This is a genomic window from Rhodococcus sp. 7Tela_A2, assembly GCF_049311045.1.
In the GTDB taxonomy this organism is placed as follows: domain Bacteria; phylum Actinomycetota; class Actinomycetes; order Mycobacteriales; family Mycobacteriaceae; genus Rhodococcus.
In genome coordinates, this window is record NZ_JAXION010000084.1 from 1 (window position 1) to 19820 (window position 19820).

15 protein-coding genes are annotated in these 19820 nt (G+C 67.0%); 9 read left to right on the forward strand and 6 right to left on the reverse strand.

All coding sequences use genetic code 11. The annotated features are described in order from the left end of the window. Window positions 1-96: 96 nt before the first annotated feature. The gene (locus tag TVH25_RS15350) at window positions 97-1293 is read right to left on the reverse strand and encodes an FAD-dependent monooxygenase (RefSeq protein ID WP_169622669.1); all 1197 of its coding nucleotides are present in this window, start codon (window positions 1291-1293) and stop codon (window positions 97-99) included. 31 nt (window positions 1294-1324) lie between these two features. Next, on the reverse strand, window positions 1325-2530 hold the full coding sequence (locus TVH25_RS15355; RefSeq protein WP_240952712.1) for an MFS transporter: 1206 nt from the start codon (window positions 2528-2530) through the stop codon (window positions 1325-1327). 99 nt (window positions 2531-2629) lie between these two features. On the opposite strand from TVH25_RS15355, the gene TVH25_RS15360 reads away from it, so the two are divergent. The 4 genes from TVH25_RS15360 (at window position 2630) to TVH25_RS15375 (ending at window position 6184) form a co-directional block, all read left to right on the forward strand. Continuing rightward, window positions 2630-3460 carry an IclR family transcriptional regulator gene (locus TVH25_RS15360; RefSeq protein WP_169622671.1) on the forward strand — a complete coding sequence of 277 codons (831 nt, stop codon included), beginning with the start codon at window positions 2630-2632 and terminating at the stop codon, window positions 3458-3460. Window positions 3461-3567: 107 nt separating this feature from the next. Further along, entirely contained in the window at window positions 3568-4629 is a 1062-nt protein-coding gene (locus tag TVH25_RS15365; protein ID WP_169622672.1) for a cupin domain-containing protein, read from the forward strand. Between the two features lie 6 nt (window positions 4630-4635). Continuing rightward, entirely contained in the window at window positions 4636-5457 is an 822-nt protein-coding gene (locus TVH25_RS15370; RefSeq protein WP_169622673.1) for a fumarylacetoacetate hydrolase family protein, read from the forward strand. Between the two features lie 13 nt (window positions 5458-5470). After that, entirely contained in the window at window positions 5471-6184 is a 714-nt protein-coding gene (locus tag TVH25_RS15375; protein WP_422424690.1) for a maleylpyruvate isomerase family mycothiol-dependent enzyme, read from the forward strand. Window positions 6185-6349: 165 nt separating this feature from the next. Here the strand turns inward: TVH25_RS15375 and TVH25_RS15380 are convergent, their stop codons facing one another. Beyond that, window positions 6350-6826: a hypothetical protein gene (locus TVH25_RS15380; RefSeq protein WP_422424691.1), complete on the reverse strand. Its 477-nt coding sequence runs from the start codon at window positions 6824-6826 to the stop codon at window positions 6350-6352. Window positions 6827-7040: 214 nt separating this feature from the next. After that, window positions 7041-12518 carry a carboxyl transferase domain-containing protein gene (locus tag TVH25_RS15385; RefSeq protein ID WP_422424699.1) on the reverse strand — a complete coding sequence of 1826 codons (5478 nt, stop codon included), beginning with the start codon at window positions 12516-12518 and terminating at the stop codon, window positions 7041-7043. A 770-nt stretch (window positions 12519-13288) separates the two neighbouring features. On the opposite strand from TVH25_RS15385, the gene TVH25_RS15390 reads away from it, so the two are divergent. From TVH25_RS15390 to TVH25_RS15410, 5 genes are all read left to right on the forward strand, one after another. Beyond that, on the forward strand, window positions 13289-14488 hold the full coding sequence (locus TVH25_RS15390) for a hypothetical protein (protein ID WP_422424692.1): 1200 nt from the start codon (window positions 13289-13291) through the stop codon (window positions 14486-14488). 195 nt (window positions 14489-14683) lie between these two features. Beyond that, window positions 14684-15103, forward strand: a complete 420-nt coding sequence (locus TVH25_RS15395; protein WP_240952687.1) for a hypothetical protein — start codon at window positions 14684-14686, stop codon at window positions 15101-15103. Between the two features lie 78 nt (window positions 15104-15181). Next, window positions 15182-16039: a ParA family protein gene (locus TVH25_RS15400; RefSeq protein ID WP_169622677.1), complete on the forward strand. Its 858-nt coding sequence runs from the start codon at window positions 15182-15184 to the stop codon at window positions 16037-16039. Next, the gene (locus TVH25_RS15405; protein WP_422424695.1) at window positions 16036-16617 is read left to right on the forward strand and encodes a hypothetical protein; all 582 of its coding nucleotides are present in this window, start codon (window positions 16036-16038) and stop codon (window positions 16615-16617) included. Before TVH25_RS15400 ends, TVH25_RS15405 begins: the two co-directional genes overlap by 4 nt. Window positions 16618-16743: 126 nt before the next feature. After that, window positions 16744-17505: a hypothetical protein gene (locus TVH25_RS15410; RefSeq protein ID WP_169622678.1), complete on the forward strand. Its 762-nt coding sequence runs from the start codon at window positions 16744-16746 to the stop codon at window positions 17503-17505. A 48-nt stretch (window positions 17506-17553) separates the two neighbouring features. On the opposite strand, the gene fadD1 is transcribed toward TVH25_RS15410, so the two are convergent. Both fadD1 and TVH25_RS15420 read right to left on the reverse strand, forming a co-directional pair. Next, window positions 17554-19125, reverse strand: a complete 1572-nt coding sequence (gene fadD1, locus TVH25_RS15415; protein WP_169652658.1) for a fatty-acid--CoA ligase FadD1 — start codon at window positions 19123-19125, stop codon at window positions 17554-17556. A gap of 11 nt (window positions 19126-19136) precedes the next feature. Further along, window positions 19137-19820 (reverse strand): alpha/beta hydrolase (locus tag TVH25_RS15420; protein WP_422424697.1); only part of this gene is annotated, 684 nt, incomplete at its 5' end.

The window sequence follows — 19820 nt, forward strand, 5'->3', positions numbered from 1 at the left end:
CTAAACGGGCGGGGAGCACCCAGCCCCGCCCGGGGCCCGCCCCTCCTCCCGGAGCGGCGGGCCACAGGCGTGATCGTCGCGCGGGGGTGTCCCGGCTCAGCGGTTACGGTCCGAGGAGTAACCCCACAGCCAGTCCGTGTACTTGTAGCTCGAGGTGTCGCGGATGCGGAACAACTCGTTGCGAGCTTCGCGGCCTGCACCGTCGAGGTGCCACAGGTCGCCCCACATCCGGCCGGTGGTGAGGATGCGGTTGCAGCGCGGCGCGCGCTCGGCGTTGACATCCTGCAGGATCTTCGGCCAGTTCGCGTTGTCGCCCTTGTAGTCCTCGGACGCGTAGTCGGCGAGGCACTTGGCATCCTCGAGGGCCATCACGGCGCCCGAAGCCAGGTACTGCAGCGGCGGATGTGCGGCATCGCCGAGAAGGAGCATGCGGCCGTCGACCCAGTTGTCGATCGGATTGCGGTCGAACATCGGCCACCAGCGGTCCGTCCACAGGTACTTCAGGGCGGAGCGGACACTTTCGTGGCAGTGGTCGTAGGCGTGCGCGAGTTCCTCGGGGCTGCCCCACTTCTCCTCGCCGCGAAGGAACGCCGGCGACTGGAAGACGGCGACCTGGTTGAGCATCTCGCCCTGGCGAAGCGGGTACTGGATGAAGTGGCAGCGCGGGCCGATGTAGCCCACCACGTCCTCGATGTCCTCTTCGAGGGGGACTTCGTTCATCGGGAAGGTGCCGCGGAACGCGACGTAGCCGGAGCCGACGGGCTTGTCGTCGGACAGCTTGGGACGCAGGCGCGAGTGCAGCCCGTCCATCCCGAGCGCGATGTCACCGATGTGCTCTTCACCGTTCTCGAGGATGACGCGCACGGTGTCACCCTCGGTGACGACATCGGTCACCGTCGAATCGGTGCGGAGGTCGGCTCCCGCGCGACGTGCAGCGGCAACGAGTACCGAGTGCAGGTCGGAGCGGTGTACCACGAAGTACACGCCGCCGTAGTGCTCCTGGTAGTCGCGGCCGAGGTTCACCTTGGTGAGGATTTCGGCGGTCACAGCGTCGCGGAAGACGAGGTTCTTGGGCAGCACACCCTTGGCGATCACCTCGTCGTAGACGCCGAGCGACTGGAGGATGCGCGAGCCGTGCGGTCCGATCTGGAGTCCGGCGCCCACCTCACCGAACTCGGCGGCGCGCTCGAAGAGCGTGACGTTCGCACCCTTCAAGGCGAGAGCGAGGGCGTTGGCGACGCCACCGATGCCGCCGCCGGCAATCAGTACTCGCGCGTCCTTCAGATCGGACATGACACTCCTTCGGGTGGGGGGAACTGTGAGATCAGTGAGTGAGGATCGGGCCGCGCGGCGCGTCGTGGCGGACGGGGAACTTCTGCCAGATCACGGTGAGCAACAGCGCCGAGATCAAGGCGCTGACGCCGAAGAGGATGAAGTTCGAGTGGGCGCCGAGTCCGGCGGCGAGCAGCCATCCACCGATCTGTGGGGCGGCAACGGCACCGATCCGGCCGACGCCGAGAGCCCAGCCGAGTGCCGTGCCCCGCAGGTGGTCGGGGTAGTACGACGCGACGGCCGCGATGATCAGTGCCTGGGTGCCGTGGGTACCGACACCGGCGATCACGAAGATCAGGTACACCGCGGCGACCGGCGGATCGAGCAGCAGGGTCAGCAGCGCGACACCGGCCATCAGCGCGGCGACGATGCTCGTCGGCACCGAACCCCAGCGCACGCCGCCCCAGGCGGTGACGAACGAGCCGACGACGGCGCCGAGGTTGAGCGCCAGCGCGAAAGTCAGCGCGTTGCCCAGGTCGGTGCCCTCACCTTGCATGAGCTTGGGAAGCCAGGTGCCGAGGCCGTACCACGAGAGCAGGGTCACCACGGTCACCGCCGCGAACATGATGCTCACGGCGCGGAAACGGGTACCGAGCAGTTCCTTGAAGCCGCCCGCGGCGTTGCCGGGATGGGCATCGGGGGCGTGCTTGGGCAGCACCTTGATCGCCAGCGGAACGAGAATGAAGAGCGGGATCAGCGCGAAGAGGAACATCGGGCGCCAGCCCCAGTGGGGAATCACCGGGATGCCCACGAGGGCCGCGATCGAACCGCCGATCGGCACGCCGGACATCATCATCGTCGCGACGGCGGCGCGCCACTTGTTCGGCACCAGTTCGGCAGCCAGGGCGTTGGACGTCGGCACCAGTCCGCCGAGGCCGATTCCGGCGATCAGGCGCAGGATGCCGAAGACCGCAGGTCCGGGAGCGACGGCACACAACGCGGTGAACACGGAGAGGACGACAACGCAGCCGACCACCGCCTGTTTGCGTCCGATCGCGTCGGACAACCGGCCCGCGAGAACGGCACCGATCATCATGCCCAGGAATGCCAGGCTGCCGAGTGTGCCGGCCGTCGAGGAACTGATTCCCCATTCGTCCTGCAGGCTGGGGATCACGTTGCCGTAGACGATGAGGTCGTATCCGTCGAATACGACGAACAGCCAGCAGACGACGACTGCTGCGATGCTGCCGGGAGCCATGGGCAGACGGCGTGCACCGGAGGCGACGGTGGCCCCTGGGGAGATGTGCATGAATCCAACGTTGATGCGCTCACGTGCTCGGTGCAATAAAGTTCTTCTATGCAGAATGCGCCGAAACCAGGCAAACGCATCACGAAGCCGTCGTACTCGCTCGAGTCCGTGGACAACGCGCTGCACCTGCTGCAGTTGCTCCGCGACGTCGGAGCACTGCGGGTGAAGGACGCGGCGGAGGCGCTCGGCACCGCGCCGTCGACCGCGCATCGGCTCCTGGCGATGCTCGTCTACCGGGGCTTCGCCGTGCAGGACGAGAAGCGCCGCTACCACCCCGGTCCCGCGATGGGGGCCGGGCCGGCGAAGCACGGATGGACCAGAGAGCTTGCAGATATCGCGCGTCCGCACATGGAGGCGCTCGCGATGATGACGGGCGAGACCATCAACCTGGTTCTCCGGATCGGGTCGCAGGCACGTTTCCTGTACACGGCAGAAGCGGCAACGATGCTGCGTGTGGGGGACAGGCAAGGCCAGGTACTCCCGGCGGAACTCACCGCGGGCGGGCGCATCCTGCTCGCCGAACTCCCCCGGCGCACGCTCGAACAGCTGTACCTCCGACCGGCGGGCCCGCCGACCATCAGCCAGGGCCCGACCGCATCCGAGACGGACCGGCGGCTCGCTCCCGGTGAGTTCGAGATCTTCGTCAGTGAACTCGAAGCGGCCCGGCGCGTGGGATTCGCCGTCAACGTCGAGCAGACCGAACAGGGCGTCGCGGCATTCGGGGTCGCGGTGCGGAACGGTCGTGGGCACGCGATCGCGGCGCTCACCGCAGCGGTACCCGCGACCCGGTACCGGCAGCACCTGCACGGGCAACTGGTGCAGCAGATGCGGGCGGCGATCCGGGGCCTCGAGGTGGACGTCGCACACATCGAAGGATGAGATCTACGTCAAGATTCCACAGGGAAGAATATTGTGTGCTCTGGCGGACGGTGCGGCATAGGTTGTGATCAACGCCCAACGTGTGTGTCGTTTCGCGAGGAGAAATCATGACCGAGCACGACCCGGAACTGCAGAAGCTCTACGACGATTTCGAGGCCGAGCATCTCGATCCGTTGTGGACGCAGCTCGGGGACCTCATGCCGATGGCGCCGACCTCCAAGGCGGTTCCGTTCGTCTGGAAGTGGTCGACGCTCTACCCGCTCGCGCAGCGCGCGGGCGACCTCGTGCCCGTCGGGCGCGGTGGTGAACGCCGTGCGATCGCCCTGGCGAACCCCGGCCTCGGCGGAGTCCCGTACATCACGCCCACCCTGTGGGCAGCGATCCAGTACCTCGGCCCGAAGGAAACCGCACCGGAGCACCGCCACTCGCAGAACGCCTTCCGATTCGTCGTCGAGGGTGAAGGCGTATGGACCGTCGTCAACGGTGACCCCGTCGCGATGCGCCGCGGTGACTTCCTGCTCACGCCCGGGTGGAACTTCCACGGCCACCACAACGAGACCGATCAGCCGATGGCGTGGATCGACGGTCTCGACATTCCGTTCGTTCACTACACCGACACCGGATTCTTCGAGTTCGGTTCGGACGGCGTGACCGACGAGGGAACGCCGGACATCTCACGCTCCGAGCGACTGTGGGTCCATCCCGGTCTGCGTCCGCTCGTCGGGCTCGACCGCAAGACCAGCTCGCCCATCGCCTGCTACCGCTGGGAGCACACCGATCGCGCCCTCACCGAACAGCTTGCGCTCGAGGACGAGGGTTACGCCGCGACGCCCGAGCCGGGCCATGCCGCGATCCGCTACACCAACCCGACCACCGGCGGCGACGTCATGCCGACGATCCGCGCCGAGTTCCACCGTCTTCGCGCCGGCGCGCACACCCGCCCCCGTCGCGACGTAGGGTCGCTCGTCTTCCAGGTGTTCGAAGGCCAGGGTCGCTTCGATCTCGGCGGAACCCCGCACGATGTTGCCAAGGGCGACATGATCGTCGTCCCGTCCTGGGTCGAGTGGTCGCTCGAAACCGATGAGGGCGTCGACCTGTTCGCGTTCTCGGACGCACCCATCGTGGAGCGTCTGCACTTCAACCGCACCATCATCTCCGAAGGAGCCTGACCCACCATGCGACTTGCAACTCTCCGACTCGACGGCGCAACCGCTGCGGTGCGTGTCGACGACGACTCCACCGCCACCGTGATCGACGGCTACGCCGATCTGTCCGAACTGCTGAACGACGCAGACTGGAAGGCCGTCGCCGAGAAGGCAGCGGGGAAGACCGTCGACCTCGCCGATGCCGACTACGCACCCGTCGTCCCCAGCCCCGGCAAGATCGTGTGCGTCGGACTCAACTACGCCACCCACATCCAGGAGATGGGTCGCGAACTCCCCGAGTTCCCGACGCTGTTCTCGAAGTTCAAGGAAGCCCTCACCGGCCCGTACGACGACGTGATCGTCCCGGCGTACGCCGGTTCGCAGCTCGACTGGGAAGCTGAGCTCGCCGTCGTCATCGGCAAGCAGGCGTACCAGGTGTCCGAGGCCGACGCCGAGGAGTACATCGCGGGTTACTCGGTCATCAACGACTACACGATGCGCGACTACCAGTACCGCACGCTGCAGTGGGACCAGGGCAAGACCTTCGAGAAGACCAGCGGCTTCGGCCCCGTCCTCGACACCGACTACAAGCTCGGCACCAAGATCGAAACCCGTCTCGAGGGTGAGGTCATGCAGTCGTCGAACACCAACGATCTGGTGTTCACCCCGGCCAAGCTGGTGGACTACATCTCGCACATCGTCACGCTGCAGCCCGGCGACGTCATCATCACCGGCACCACCGGTGGCGTGGGCCATGCCCGCAAGCCGGCACGCTACATCCAGGACGGCAACGTCTGCGAGGTCACCATCGAGGGCCTCGGGTCCGTCAAGAACAAGACGATCATCAAGTAGGAGAAGGAAGACCGTGGGATTCAACGATCTCGAACTCTCCGAACGCCTGCTCATCGCACGTCGCGGCACGGCGTACCTGTCGCAGCGGCTCGCGGAACTGACCGACGACGAACTCGCCGGACCCACCCTCCTCGACGGGTGGACCCGCCAGCACCTGACGGCGCATATCGGGTACAACGCGGCCGCACTGTGCCGGTTGATGGATTGGGCTGCCACCGGTGTGGAGACCCCGATGTACGCCTCCACCGAGCAGCGGGCGCAGGAGATCGCCGAGGGCGCCACGCTGAGTCCCGCCGCGCTTCGTAACCTGTTCGCTCACACCGTGGCCCGGCTCGACGAGAAGTGGCGTCACCTGCCGGAGTCCGCGTGGCAGGCGCAGGTCAGGACCGCGCAGGGCCGCTTGGTTCCTGCCGAGGAAACTGTCTGGATGCGCACGCGTGAGGTCTGGATCCACGCGGTGGATCTCGACAACGGCGGACGCTTCGGTGATTTCCCGAAGGTGGTCCTCGAGTCGCTGCTCGACGACATCGTCGGCATGTGGCGGAAGAAGGAACTCGGCGCGGGTATCGCACTCGAGGTCGACGGCGGCAGCACGATCGCCGTGACGCCGGACGCGGAAGCCATCCACGTGGTGCGCGGTTCGCTTCCCGCAGTGGTGCGGTGGGCCGCCGGACGCGGCGCCGTCGGTGTCGAAGGCGGAGACCTGACGCCCCCGCGCTGGCTCTGATCCGATCGAGACGAAAGGCCCCTTCCATCCGAGATGGAAGGGGCCTTCGCCATGGTGTGACCTAACTGGTCGGTCGACAGCGACCGAGGCACGAAGAGCCCCTCCGCGCATGCGCGGAAGGGCTCTTGTTCCGGTGGTCCACCTCGCCGAACGGCGAGCAGGGGCTTAGGTGTGCGTACCGTCCTGCTCGGTGTCATGAGGTCCGGAGTCGTGGTCCGGGTGCTCGCCTTGGTGCTCACGATGGTGGGCACCGGGTCCGCGCTCGTCGCGCAAGCCGTCGCCCGGTCCGCGCTCTGCACGAGGTCCGTCACCCTCCTCGGGTCCGGTCTCGCGGTCCGAATGCGGTCCTCGCGGTCCGTCGGGCCGCTCTCCGCCGTGGCGCATGCGGTCACCCGGTTCGCGTTCGGCATCACGCTGCGCGTCCGGAGCCGTCGCCGAGTCCGGACGTTCGGGGCCCCGATCGGTGGAGTCGTGGGTGTCCTGGCCGTCCTCCGATTCCTGCATGTCGTCCTGGGTCTGTGCCGTCACTTCGCCCGGACCTGTGGGTTCGTCGGAGTCCACTGCGGTTGCGATCCCCACCGAACCGGCTGCCACGGCCACTGCCGCGACACCCGCGATGAGCCATCGCTTGTCGATGCGCATTTCCGCACCCCTTTCCTTACTGGTCCTCAGTACCGAAGGTAGGAGCGGGACATGAAACATTCCTGAGAAAGAAGTCAGAAATCGACGTGCATTTCGGACCGGATGGGTTGTGCTGCACAGCGTCTTGTGCTCGGAGACGCACGCACGGGGGGGGGGGGGGGGGGGGGGGGGCCCCCCCCCCCCGCCCCCCCCCCCCCCCCTGTGTTCGGCCGTGTCAGGCGAGCGATTTCGCCATTCCTCGCTGCACGGCAGCGATGATCTGCGGGCGCAGTTCGGCGGCGGGAACGATCCGGTGCACCGAGCCCATCCGCTGGGCACGCTGGATGTTGTGGATCGCCTCGAACTCCGCAGCGACCTCGCCGAGCTTTTCGGACCGTACCGCGACGCGCAAGGCGCCCAGTTCGACACCGAGACGGGACTTCTCCCCGTCTTCGGCTGCCGCCAGACGTGACTCGATCTCCGTGATGCGGGGATCGCTCGCCGTGCGCTTGTTGACGTCCCGGGTGAAGACCACCGCGGCAGCGGGAGCGCCGCCGAGAACGGACGCGAACGAGCCTTCGACGGCAAGTACTTCCATGTTTTCGTTCAGTGCGCCCGAGAACACGACGAATGCTCCGCCGTGGTACCGGGACACCACCACGAAGACGATGGGACCGTCGAAATTGACGATGGCCCGGCCGATTTCGGCGCCGTACTCGAGCTGCAGGTTGCGCAGCGACTCGGGTGATCCGTCGAAGCCCGACAGATTCGCGAGCACCACGAGCGGCCTGTTTCCGCTTGCGGCATTGATGGCGCGGGCCGTCTTCTTCGACGACTTCGGGAACAACGTCCCGGACGTCCATTGGTCCGGCCCGTCTGTCGGGAACCAGCCCTTGCGGGGGATGGCGCGCGACTCGATCCCGATCACGCTGACCGGGGTACCGCCCAGGTGCGCGTCGAAGACCACCGAGGTGTCGGCGTCGGCCATGTCGGCCCACCGTTCGAGCACGGCGTGGTCCTGGTCGACGACCGAGCGCATCACGGTGCGGATGTCGAACGGCTTTTTGCGATCCGGATTGGTGTCGGACGAGAAGATCTCGCCGACCGTGGTGAAGTCGCTCGACGGGTGGACGTGCGGGTAGAGGCGCACGTCGCGATCGACCGGGTCGGCGGAGTCGGCTTTGCGCGGGAAGCGCTCGCCGGGAGCGACATAGGCGTGCGCGTAGTGCGCAAAGAGTGTTTCGACCGCTACTCGGAGATTCGGTGCCCAGTACTGGGCCTGGCCGTTCGGACCCATCACGCGGTCGTATCCGCCGATACCGAAGTTGTCCTCCGCGGACACTCCGCCGGAGTAGTCGAGCGATTGCTTGCCGGTGAGCACCATCGCGCTGTCCGGGGTCATGACGAGAATGCCCTTGGTGTGCATGAGCATCGTCGCCTCGGCGTTCCAGTACGGCTGTGCGCCGACGTTGATGCCGGTCACGATGATGTTGATCTCGCCGCCGTTCTGGGTGAACGTGATGATGCGGCGCAGACCCCGCGACACCCAGTCCATGTTCTCGGTACCCGAGTCCATGGAGATCGTGGCACCCGACGACAACGCGAACCACTCGACCGGCGCGCCGAGACTCTCGGCAAGGTCGATCGCGGCCACCAGGCGTGAGCACTCGGCTTCGGCGACGGTGCCGAGTGCCTTGGTGGGATCTCCGAACAGAGCAACCCGGGTCATGCCCTCGGGATAGCGGGGCGTCGGAGTGTCCACGATGCCGACGATGAGGCCGGCGGTGTTGCGGCCGTACGGGCGGTCGACGGCGCCGAACTGTCCCTGCTCGTCGAAGTCGTACTCGACGAACGTACCGTCGCTGCCGGTCAGCAGCGGAATCAGCTCGTAGGGGTACACGGTTCCGCGGGCCCGCGAGCGCTGCACCTTCTGGGTGTACTCGTCGAGCGGCTTGAGCGGTTCCTTGGGCGGCTCGGTGACCCGCACGACGACACCGGCGCCGGAGCGGTACGAGAAGCGCAACGCGACTTCACGCGCGGGCTGACCCGGGTTCTCGCGCAACCATCCGATGACGGTGATCTCCTCGAGGCCCGCACCCACGGTCAACGGTGCGGCACTGCGGGCGATCCGGCGCAGATCCTTCACGTCGAGGTCGACGACGGGCCAGACGTAGAGGACCACACGGTTCGTATCGAGGCGTCGTCCACCGCGTGCGGCCTGGGCGCGGCGCATGCCGTCGAGCGAACTCGCGAGGGCGCGTTCGAAGGCGGGCAGGCTCACGATCCGGCCGCTGTCGTCGCGCTGCTGGGTCAGATCCCGCACCTCGGTGAGGGCGATGAAGCGCTCGTCGGACGGATTATCCCTCGCGACAATGTGATACAGGTACGTGTCCGGGTTGGAGGGCAGGCGCGTGCCGTCGAAGTTCTTCAGTCGCCACAGATCGAGACGCTGCCCCGTCAACGGGTGGATGTCGCGGATGTTGCTTTCCTCGGCGTACCCGGATTCGTAGGCGCGGAAGGTGAACACGTGCTCTTCGGCGATATCGGTGTGGCACACCGTCACCGTCACGCGTCGTGCGCGCGCGATGATCTCGCGGGTGGACAGGACCGAGGACAGCGCCGCGGCCTGAGCGTCCGCGTCGGCCGGCGCGTCCTCCCAGGCGACGTACAGGTCGATCACCAGGTTCTCGACACCGGGCAGCGTCGACGCCGATTGCTCGATTGCGTCGAGTACCGAGGCGAGGCCGGAATGCGATGTCTCCGCGGAGATCAGGTACAGCCGGGTACCCCGCAGATCGAAGTTTCCGGTGACGAATTGGCGCCCGTCGACGACGCACGACCGCACGTCCTCGAGGGTCCGGATCTTGTACGCGCGTCGCGTGATGACTTCGAGCAGCGGACCGGGGACGGTGCCGGGGCGTGAAATCTGCTGGGCGAGAAGGTCGATGAGAGGTTCGGGCGTGGTGACGAGGGACTCGATGCGCTGCGCGTAGTCGGCCGCCTGCGGGTGTTCGGAGAGGTAGGCGAGCGAACCGCGCACCCCGTCGTACACCTGCTCGCGCGCCTTCCGGATCATCGGCTCCTCGAAGTAGCTGTAGCGCAGGTTGCGTGCGGTGTCGCCGATGACCGGGAAGCGGACCTGCGTCGCGACGATCAACCGGTCGAGGACCTCGTTGAGTTCGTGGGAGACTCCGGCCTCCGTGTCGTCGCGTTCGGTCCAGCGCTCGAGCAGTGCGGTGACGACCGGCACGTGCGTCTCGATACGTTCGAGCGCGAGGAACAGCCGGTATACGGCGTCTTCGAGGTCGGGGGTGCGCGCGAGGTCGGTCACGTCGTAATGGCGCAGCGCGCGCGAGAGGCGAGCACGGAAGCTGTCGGGCAGGCCGCCTACTTCGACGTCGAGCGACTGCAGATAGCCGTGGAAGAACTCGCGGGGGCTGTGCACGCGGTCTTCGGTGTTCCGCTCTTCGTCGGTCGGACGGTTGCGCGACAGGTCGCAGACGTCTGCGAACGTGGTCAGCAGAGCGAGTTCGGCGCGCACGAGATCACACGACCGCACACCTGCCGAGAGACGCTCGTATTCGGCGAGAAGCGCCGCGGTCCGTTTGGCCGAGACGTCGTACCCGGTGATGAGCGCTCCGAGCGAATCGAGCCGCGCCAGCGCATCCGCAGCGAGATCGTCGCTGAGCGCCGGTCCGGGGGTGGGGAACTCCACGCGCTCGACGGCTTCGGTGACGACTTCTTCGACGATCTGGTCGACGCGCAGCAGCGGGGCGCCGGCGTCCACCTGAGCATTGACGACGGCGAGGATCTCGCGGACCTTACCGGCGAACGGAGCCCGGACGGCGGTCTCCATCTTCATCGACTCGAGAACGACGAGCGTCTGCCCGGCTTCGACCTCGTCGCCGACCGCGACGGGGACGGCAACGACGACAGCGGGCGCCGGAGTGCGGACGACTCCGGCCTCGTCCTGGCTGATCTGGTGGCTGATCCCGTCGACCTCGACGAGGAAATGGGCGGGCCCGGCTATCGAGACGACGTGGTGGCGGCGACCGTCGAGCGTGAGCCGCGATTCGTAGTCTCCGAGACGTTCGAGTTCGACGTCGAACTCGGTCACTCCGGTGTCGAGCCGGTAGCGGTGCGGTCCGACCTGGCCGACCACGAGTTCGTACGCCTGACCCTGGTAGCTCAGTTCGATCTTGCGGCCGACGGCATGTCCGGCGCGTGGCCGGCCGCCGCGTGCGGACGCGAGGAACGCGGTGCGCTCGCGGGCTTCGTCGGCGTTGTAGACGTCGACGGCGGTTGCGACGAGTGCGATGTCGGCGACTCGCGTCGGTCCGGACTCGCTGCCGGCACCGGTGCGGTCGAGCCAACCGGTGTCGGCGGACGCGTCGACGACCTCCGGGCGGTCGAGCAGGTCGAGCAGGAACGATTTGGTGGTGGTGCCTCCGTCGAGGACGACCGTCGTTTCTCGCAGGGCGGTGCGCAGGCGTGCGAGCGCTTCGCCGCGGTTCCGTCCCCAAGCGATGACCTTGGCGACCATCGAGTCGTAGTCGGGAGGGATCACGTCTCCCTGCGCGATGCCCGTGTCCACCCGCAGGCCGGACCCCAGCGGGAATTTGAGCAGTTGCACCGTGCCGGGCGCGGGCGCGAACCCGTTGGCGGCATCCTCGGCGTTGAGCCGTGCCTCGACCGCGTGGCCGAATTCCGGCGGGCAGTCACCCACGAGGGGCTCTCCGGAGGCGACGAGGATCTGGAGTTTGACGAGGTCGATGCCGGTGGTGACCTCGGTGATGGGGTGTTCGACCTGCAGGCGGGTGTTGACCTCGAGGAAGGTGAACGTCTTCAAGTGCGGCTGGTAGAGGTACTCGACGGTTCCGGCGCCGCAGTATCCCGCGGCCCGGACGAGGTCGGCGGACACCGAGCGCAGGTGGTCGGACTGTTCCGCGGTGAGCAGCGGGGAAGCCGATTCCTCGATGACCTTCTGGTTCTTGCGCTGGATGGAGCAGTCACGCACGCCGGGAGCCCACACGTTCCCGTGCGTGTCGGCGATGACCTGCACCTCGACGTGGCGCGCGTCGGTGACGAGGCGTTCGATGAAGACGACGGGGTCGCCGAAGGACCGTTCGGCTTCGCCCTGCGTGCGCTCGAGTGCCAGTTCGAGTTCGTCTTCGGCGTAGACCTTCCGGATGCCGCGGCCGCCACCGCCGGAGCGCGCTTTGATGATGAGCGGGTAACCGATGGCCTGGGCATGACGCCGCGCGTCGGCGCGGGACTCCACGGGTCCGCCGGACCACGGGGCGACCGGCACCCCGACCTTCTCGGCGAGCAGTTTGGCTTCGACCTTGTCCCCGAGGAGACGCATCGCATCCGCGGACGGACCGATGAATGTGATGTTCAGCCGCGCGCACAGGTCGGCGAAGACGGGATCTTCCGCCACGAATCCCCAGCCGACCCAGACTGCGTCGGCTTTCGCTTCGAGGAGTGCGCGCTCGAGTTCTGCGTGATCGAGGTAGGAAGTCGCGGCCGTCGTCGAAGGGCGAAGGGTGACGCCTTCGTCGGCCTGACGGACGAACATGGCACGGCGTTCGGCGTCCGTGTGCAGAGCGATCGTCTTGATGCCGTAGCCGTGTTCGGAGTTGAGCTCCCGGACTGCCCGGATGAGGCGGACTGCCGCCTCACCCCGGTTGACCACTGCGATCCGCTTGAACATACTCGTTGCCACCGTTCTCCATGGTTGTGCGCGTGGGTGCCGCGCGTCGAAAGCTCCACCCCGATGAGGAAGACAATTTATCCGGTCTTCGGTTCCTACGTCACGGATCGGTAAACGTGAGCGGGAACATCGATCGGTCGGCTCCTCGTGCTGTGTGGTGGGCATGCGTGTGTCGATCGCCGACGCTGTGGTTCTGTCGAACCGAATCGTCAAGGCGGTGCGAACGCGCCCCTGTCCTCATCCGGTGGCCGTCGCCATCGACGACACACACCCCCGTGCGGATGGAAACGCCCCGTACGGGTAACAGCATGGCCGAAACATGAGGCTTTGTCACGTTTGGCTTCCCGAATCGGCGTGACCTGCGGAAACCGTTCCTTTTTCGGGTCTCGAACGTTGCCGTACAGGGCTTTTCGGGGGTCGTCCGCGGGAAGGAGGGCCGGCTGCGGTGGGCCCGTTCGCTCGTACCGCGCGGTAACACCGGTGGGTAACTTGCAGCGGGGCCGACTGCCCTCGTCGTACCGTCGGGTAGGCGTTTGTGCCGCAACGATTTTGACAATCCGGAGGTGCGTGTGGCCCGATGGAGGATCGAGCCCGGCTCTTTCTGTGACATCGATCACGAATGGTGAATACGGCGTCCGCTCAATCGAACTGATGCGCCCGCACACGCGTGCCGAAGTCTCGTCCGGGCAGTGCGAGGTCCGTCGCCGGGCCGATCGAAGACCGCGGTTTTCTGGGACAGTGGAAGACAGTAAGGCGACGAGGAGGCCCCGATGCCCGGCTCAAACCGACCCGAAGTATCCGACGAGTTCGAAACGCCCGACCTGCGACGGAAACGCATCGCGGGACAGGTGCGCCGTTGGTGCGATCGGTGTGCCATCGACGGCAGGCACGGCCCGCTCTCGGATGCGGCGGCACTCGCGCTGGCCGCGGGTCATCTCGACGAATCGGCACGCACGGTCCTCGCGAACCGGCGGCGTGCCGGTCGGCGATTCCCCACCGTCGACGGTTTCGGAGCGTTGCGCCTTCTCTCCGACGAGCATGCTCATCTCGTGGCCCGCCTGGGCAGGCAGCGTCCCGGGGCCGCCCGCCTGGTCCTCGAATACCGCGCGAACGAACTCGCCAAGCGCCTCCGCGCTGCCGAGCAGGCCATCGTGCATTCGCCGTCGCACTACGCGCAGGGTGTGCGTGCGGTTCGCAGGGATCGCCGCGATGGGCTCCACCTCGAACTCGATCAGCGAGAAGCGTTGTTCGCGGCGTTGCGGCAGACTCCGGCGCCGCTGCCGGTCGCGCCCGCCGAACAGGCCCGAGGTGCCGCCCTGTCCGTGGCGGTGGACCGTGTGTCGCGGTGGTCGGAGCGCACCCCCGCCGCAGACGCCGGCCGTCGAGCGGCGGATCTCCTCGCGCGCCGGATGCCGGAGGACGACGACCGGTTCGTCGACCGGTACGACACCCTGTTGTTCCTGGCGGGCTCCCTCTACGACCGGATCGAGTCGTCGGCGGCGTGGCGCTCCGAGTACTTCGCGGTACAGCGGGCCCAGCTCGATCTGGCCGAGGAAATCACTCAGATCGCCGTCGATACGGTGTCGTTGCGCGGACTGCTCGCGGAATTGGGCGCCGCGATCGGGAGTATCCCGGGCGAACGGGGCGCCGGCGCACGGGCTGCGCTGGACGCGCGGGTCGCGGCGCTCGATCCCGTGTGGGACCAGCTTCTCGCCCGGGTGGCGGCGCTCGCCAGGATCGGCGATCTGCTCGGAAACGCGGAAAGCCGGATGGGCATGGTCGACGTCGCACGCCGCACCGCGAGCCTCGACGAGCGTATCGACGATCTCATCGGGCGGTCGGGCGCGCGCGAGCTCTCGGCCGAGAACACCGACTTCGTCGGAGACCAGTTCGGGTCGGCCGCGGAACTCATCGGTTCGCTGCACACCGCGCTCCGGAGCGACATTGCGGAGCTCACCGGCAAGGATTGACCGTGTCCGTTGTGTCCGGTCACAGGTTTCCCGCGTGTGGCAGGGTCTGGCCACCCAGTCCCCAAAATGTGAGACGCCTCACTGGTGCAAATGTCCGATTCGGTGGTAGCTTCCTCGCGTTCATCTGGGGGTCGAATGACGGGGGTGGCGTGGGTGTTTGCACGACGGGTATCGGCAGGGGTAGCAGCCGGAGTCATGGCGATGGTCATCGCAGGATGCGGGGGGGATCCTGCGGTGACGGTGGTGGACGATCCCCAGCTCGAATCAGCGTTCAGCGAGGTGCTCGCCGGCGGTCAGGAACGCACGCTCGGTGATCTCGCGCAGGTTGCGGACCTGCAGGGGGAGGACTGGGACCGGATGTACTACTTCCGCGTTCCTCTGCTCATGAGCGAGGTCAACCGCATCCTCGATACCTCGGGTCTCGTGTGGAAGGACCTCCCGACGGTGGGCGCCGAAGGAATGATCGTGTTCATGTCGGAAGGGCGCGTGGTGCACGCGGTCGTCGACCGCGCGCCTGCGCTTGCGCTCAGCGGGTTCGCAACTGCCGACTCGGTCGTCCGCGCGGATACCTCGGGCGGGCTGGAGAGAGTCGGTGTCGAGGCGAAGGGCAGATAAGACCGGACGTCATGTTTGTCCGGATCGCGGTGTACGTTTCTATCGGAAGAGCAGTCGATCTTTCCGAAGAGGTGCACGGTGGCGCGGGTAATCGCGACGATCAACCTGAAAGGTGGCGTCGGTAAGACCACGACGACCGCGGCGTTGGGCGAGTTCATGGCCGCCGAGTTCGGGCAGCGGGTACTGCTCGTCGACCTCGACCCCCAGACGAACCTCACCACCATGATGATCGGTGAGGAGCGCTGGAAGGAACTCAACGAGCTCGACCGCACCCTTGCGGCGCTGTTCCGGGGTGCGATCGAATCCGATACCGCGTCGTTCGACATCGAGAAGGCCCTTCAGCACGACGTCTCGCCGGTCCGGGCCGTGCGCGGGGTGGATCTCCTGGCGTCCTCGCTCGATCTCATCGAGATCCAGGAGGGTCTCAGCCACCGGCAGTATGCGGATCCCGGGTCGCATCGGCCGATCGAGATCCTCACGAAGGCGATCGAACCGATCGCCGATCGATACGACTACATACTCCTCGACTGCCCGCCCAACCTGGGCATGCTCACCCTCAACGGTTTGAGATCGGCCGACGGGTATCTGATCCCGACCATCCCGGACATCCTGTCGACGTACGGAATTCCCCAGCTGCAGAAGCGTATTCAGGAGTTTGCGCAGCGCACGGGCCATCCCCTCCGGGAAATCGGTCTGGTCATCACGAAGTATCGCAGCGCTTCCAACCTCCACCGCAGCATCATCGAACAGTTGCAGCGTGACGACCGGATCGCCGATGTCGTACCCGCGTGGGTTCCGGAAGCGAACCAGATCGCCGCCTCCGCGGAGTTCGTGCCGTACGGCACTCTCAAACGCAAGTACGGCAACACGGGGCAGTTCGACGCGCTGCGGATTCTCACCGAGACCATTCTGATGAACGCGCAGGTGTACCTGTGACGAAACCGGACACCGGCGAGGCTCGTCTGCGCATGCAGATCGGCGAAGCGACCGCGGCACTGCTCAGGCTCGACGACACCGCGCCGGGGACGGCGGGACAACTCGTCGCGCTCGTCCGGGTCGTCGCCGACGAAGCGGCCCGTACGCCCCGCTTCGCGAAGTCGCTGTCGACCGTGCTCTCGCAGGGAGCGTTGTCACCGGGAGCGGGACCGGCAGCCGGGCCAGGAGGCGCCTCGAACGTCCGATATGCGCTCGGGGCGGCGGACCCCGAAAACACAGCCCCGGCTCACGACACAGCCCCGGAAGGGAGCGTAGCCCCGGCGCAGAAAGCGCCTGCTCGTCGCGGCAAGCGCGCGCCCGGCCCGTTCGACCCGTTCGCTGTCTACCGCGAAGCCGGCGAGCCCGGGCTGCGGGTGCAACTCGACGTCCTCGACGCGGAGCGGCTCAAGGACATCATCGCCGAGCATGCGATGGACTACGACAAGCTCGCGATGCGGTGGCGCACGCCCTCGAAACTGCGTGATCGCATCGTCGAACGGGTCAAAGCCCTGACCACGAAGGGGGACGTATTTCGGTGATGCTTCACAGAAACTGTCGTTACCAGGCTGAGACCCGTAGGGTTACCAGCAGACCCCCCGAGTTGTGCGGCGACGCCGTCACGCCACCTCGCGTCGGTTTTCGTGCACGAGAGAAGGACAGCAGGCATGGGTGATATCGCAGGTCAGGGCATGGCCGCTTTTGTGACGGACGTTCAACAGCGCGGCGGACGCGCAGAACCTCTCGACGACCAGCGCACCGTCAAGGTCCGCGGTACGGACGGGGTCAAGCGGGTGGTCCGCGTGCGGACCACCGAGGGCGGACCGTGGCTCGCACGTCGGCAGGACGGCATCGCCGGCAGCGACGAGACCGGGTCGTCGCACTGGGTCTTCGTCGACCTCGGTCAGAAGCCCCCCGCGTTCTATATCGTCGAGTCGGCCGAGATCGAGGCCGGGATCGAGGAAGAGGTCGCGCTGTGGCTCACCGAGCGCCCGGGCCGGACCGCGACCGGGAGTCATCCCATCCCGCTCAGTGGTGTTGCGCACGGCCTCGACCGCTGGGACCTGCTGGGGCTCGACGCGGTCAAGGACACCACTCGTACGTGCGCTCCCACGCGGCGCAGCCCCCGCCGGACGGCAGCCCCCGCAGCGCGTCCCGCAGCGCAGCCGGAAGAGGTCGACCCGCGCGTCGCGGTGTGCGCCGATGTCGGCGGTTACCGCGTGCAGGGACGCTTCGACACGACTACGGGCGCGCTCGAGATCACGCGGGGACCGATGGAGGGGCGACGTTTCCCCGACCCCACCACCGCCGCCGACGCTGTCGCGGGTTTCCTCAGCGGCGACATCGAGTCGCACGACGGAGACACGTTCTGGCGTCTCGACGGACCGAAGGCCCCCGCGCTCGGTGAGTACCTCGCACGTAGCAGCTGAGCGGTCGGCGAGCGGCCCTGCGCGACCCGTGCCCGCGTGGCCGGGCGGTTACGACACCGGGGTGTAGTCGGTACCCGTCCGCAACCACAGCGCGCCGGCTCCGGCGGTTGTTCCCTGCTCCTTCAGTTCGCGTTTGAGGATCTTGTTGGTCGCGGTGACCGGCAGGTCGGCGTCGATCCGGACGTGGCGCGGCCACGCCTTCGGTGACAGATCTGCCTGAGCAGCAAGGAATTCGGAGAACTCATCCGGGGTGAGTGTGGTGTCGTCGCGGAGCACCATGGCTGCCATCACCTGGTCGCCGACGTGTTCGTCGGGAACACCGTAGACCGCGACCCGGCTCAGTTGCGGGAGCCGCTGGAGGATCCGTTCGATCGGTGCCGCCGCGAGGTTCTCACCGTCCACGCGCATCCAGTCCGCGGTGCGGCCGGCGAGATAGATCCAGCCTTCGGCGTCCTTGTATGCCAGATCTCCCGACCAGAACATGCCGTGCCGCATCCGCTCGTCGGTCGACTCCTGATCGTTGTAGTAGCCGGTGAAGAAGCCGCCCCCTTGCGTGTTGACGAGTTCGCCGATGGCCTTGTCCGCGTTGCTCAAGGCACCGTTGTGGTCGAACTCGGCAGGTGCGCACTGCGTGACGGTGACGGAGTCGTACACCTCCACCCCGGCGAGTCCTTTTCCGATGGAGCCTTCGGGCGTGCCCTCCTCGCGGGTGATGATGACGGCTGTCTCCGTCGAACCGAAGCCGTCCCATACGGTGCACCCGAACCGCCTCGCGAACTCGTCGATGTCGCGGTCGGTTGCCTCGTTGCCGAAGGCCACCCGCAGCGGATTGTCGGCATCGTCCTTCTGTTCGGTCGTCGCCAGAAGGTATGCGAGAGGCTTGCCGACGTAGTTCATGTACGTCGCTCCGTAGCGGCGGATGTCGTCGAGAAAGGCCGACGCGGAGAACGTCGCCGGCGCCATGGCTGCGCCGCTGCACAGCGACACGCACCACCCGGCGAGGATCGCGTTCGAGTGGAACATCGGCATCGACAGGTAGGCGATGTCGTCCGAGGTGATCGAGAAGCGCGACACCAGGTTGTTGCCCGCGAAGATCACCATGATCTGAGCGAGCAGAACGGGTTTGGGGTCGCCGCTCGTACCGGAGGTGAAGATCAGCATGAACGGGTCCATCATCTCCACCTCGCGGTACGGCTCGAGGGGAGGCGCACCTTCGACGAGCAACCGCCACTGCGGGCTCGCGACGTCGAGCACCGTGATGTCGCCGAGATCGAGTCCGTCGAGGAGCGGGGCATGCGCCGGATCGGTGAGCACCACCTGGCAATCGGCGCGTCGGATGTCTCCGGCCAGGCTCTCGCCGCGTCGCGTGGTGTTGATGCCGACGAGGGGGAACCCTCCGAGCCCTGCGGCCGCCACAGCGTGCAGCATGTCGGGTGTATTGCCGAGTAGCGTGCCGACATGCACCGGCCGGGTGTGGTCGAGAATCGAAAGCAGTGCCGAGGCCTGAGCCGACGCCTCCGTCAGATGCTCTCGCCAGGTCCAGCGTCCGGTGTCGTGAACGATCGCCGCGGTGTCGTCGTCGAGTAGTGCGCGCAGTGCCTGCTGAACGGTGTCGGCCATGGTGATCGTCCTCAGTGTGGTGGGAGGGGAGAGACGGGGTCGCCGGAGACCTCGGGGGTGTCCGGCTTCGGAGTCGAAGAGTCCGCGAGATGCCTTGTCAGGAAGAAGATCTGGTGCGTCACTGCCGGCTCGAACCAGTCTTTCCCGGGCCACACGTCGAAGTGGTCGCAGGGATAATGGCGAACCTCGGCGCGCGCCCGGAAGGCCGCCTGGGCAGCGGAGTGGGGTGGCGCACTGCGATCGAAGTCCGCGATCTGCACCAGTACCGGGCACCGGATCGACGCGGCGTGGCGGCCGGGGCGGTAGGTACCGAGTTCCAGCACGATCGTCGCGTCGACTTCGTTGCGCCACGTCGGGCCCGCGATGGCGAGATAACCCTCGCGATGCCCGTCGAGATTCAACGCTGCGATGTCGCCGGGTTCCCCGACCAGCGGAATCATGTTGGCACCGCGACCGATTCGTGACCCGACTTTGCTTCGAACGCCCGTGGCGGTGGATCTCAGCAGGCTCGCCGCCGGTGTGTGGCGCGCGGCGAGCAGTCCGGCGGCGAGACCGTCGACCAGCGGTGTGAGTGCCACAACCGCTGCGATACCCGAGTCGTGTGCGGCGATCGTCAGGACATGACCGCCCGACAGCGAGACACCCCACAGTACGACGCGATCCGGGTCCACTCCGTCGAGGCGCGCGGGGGGGCG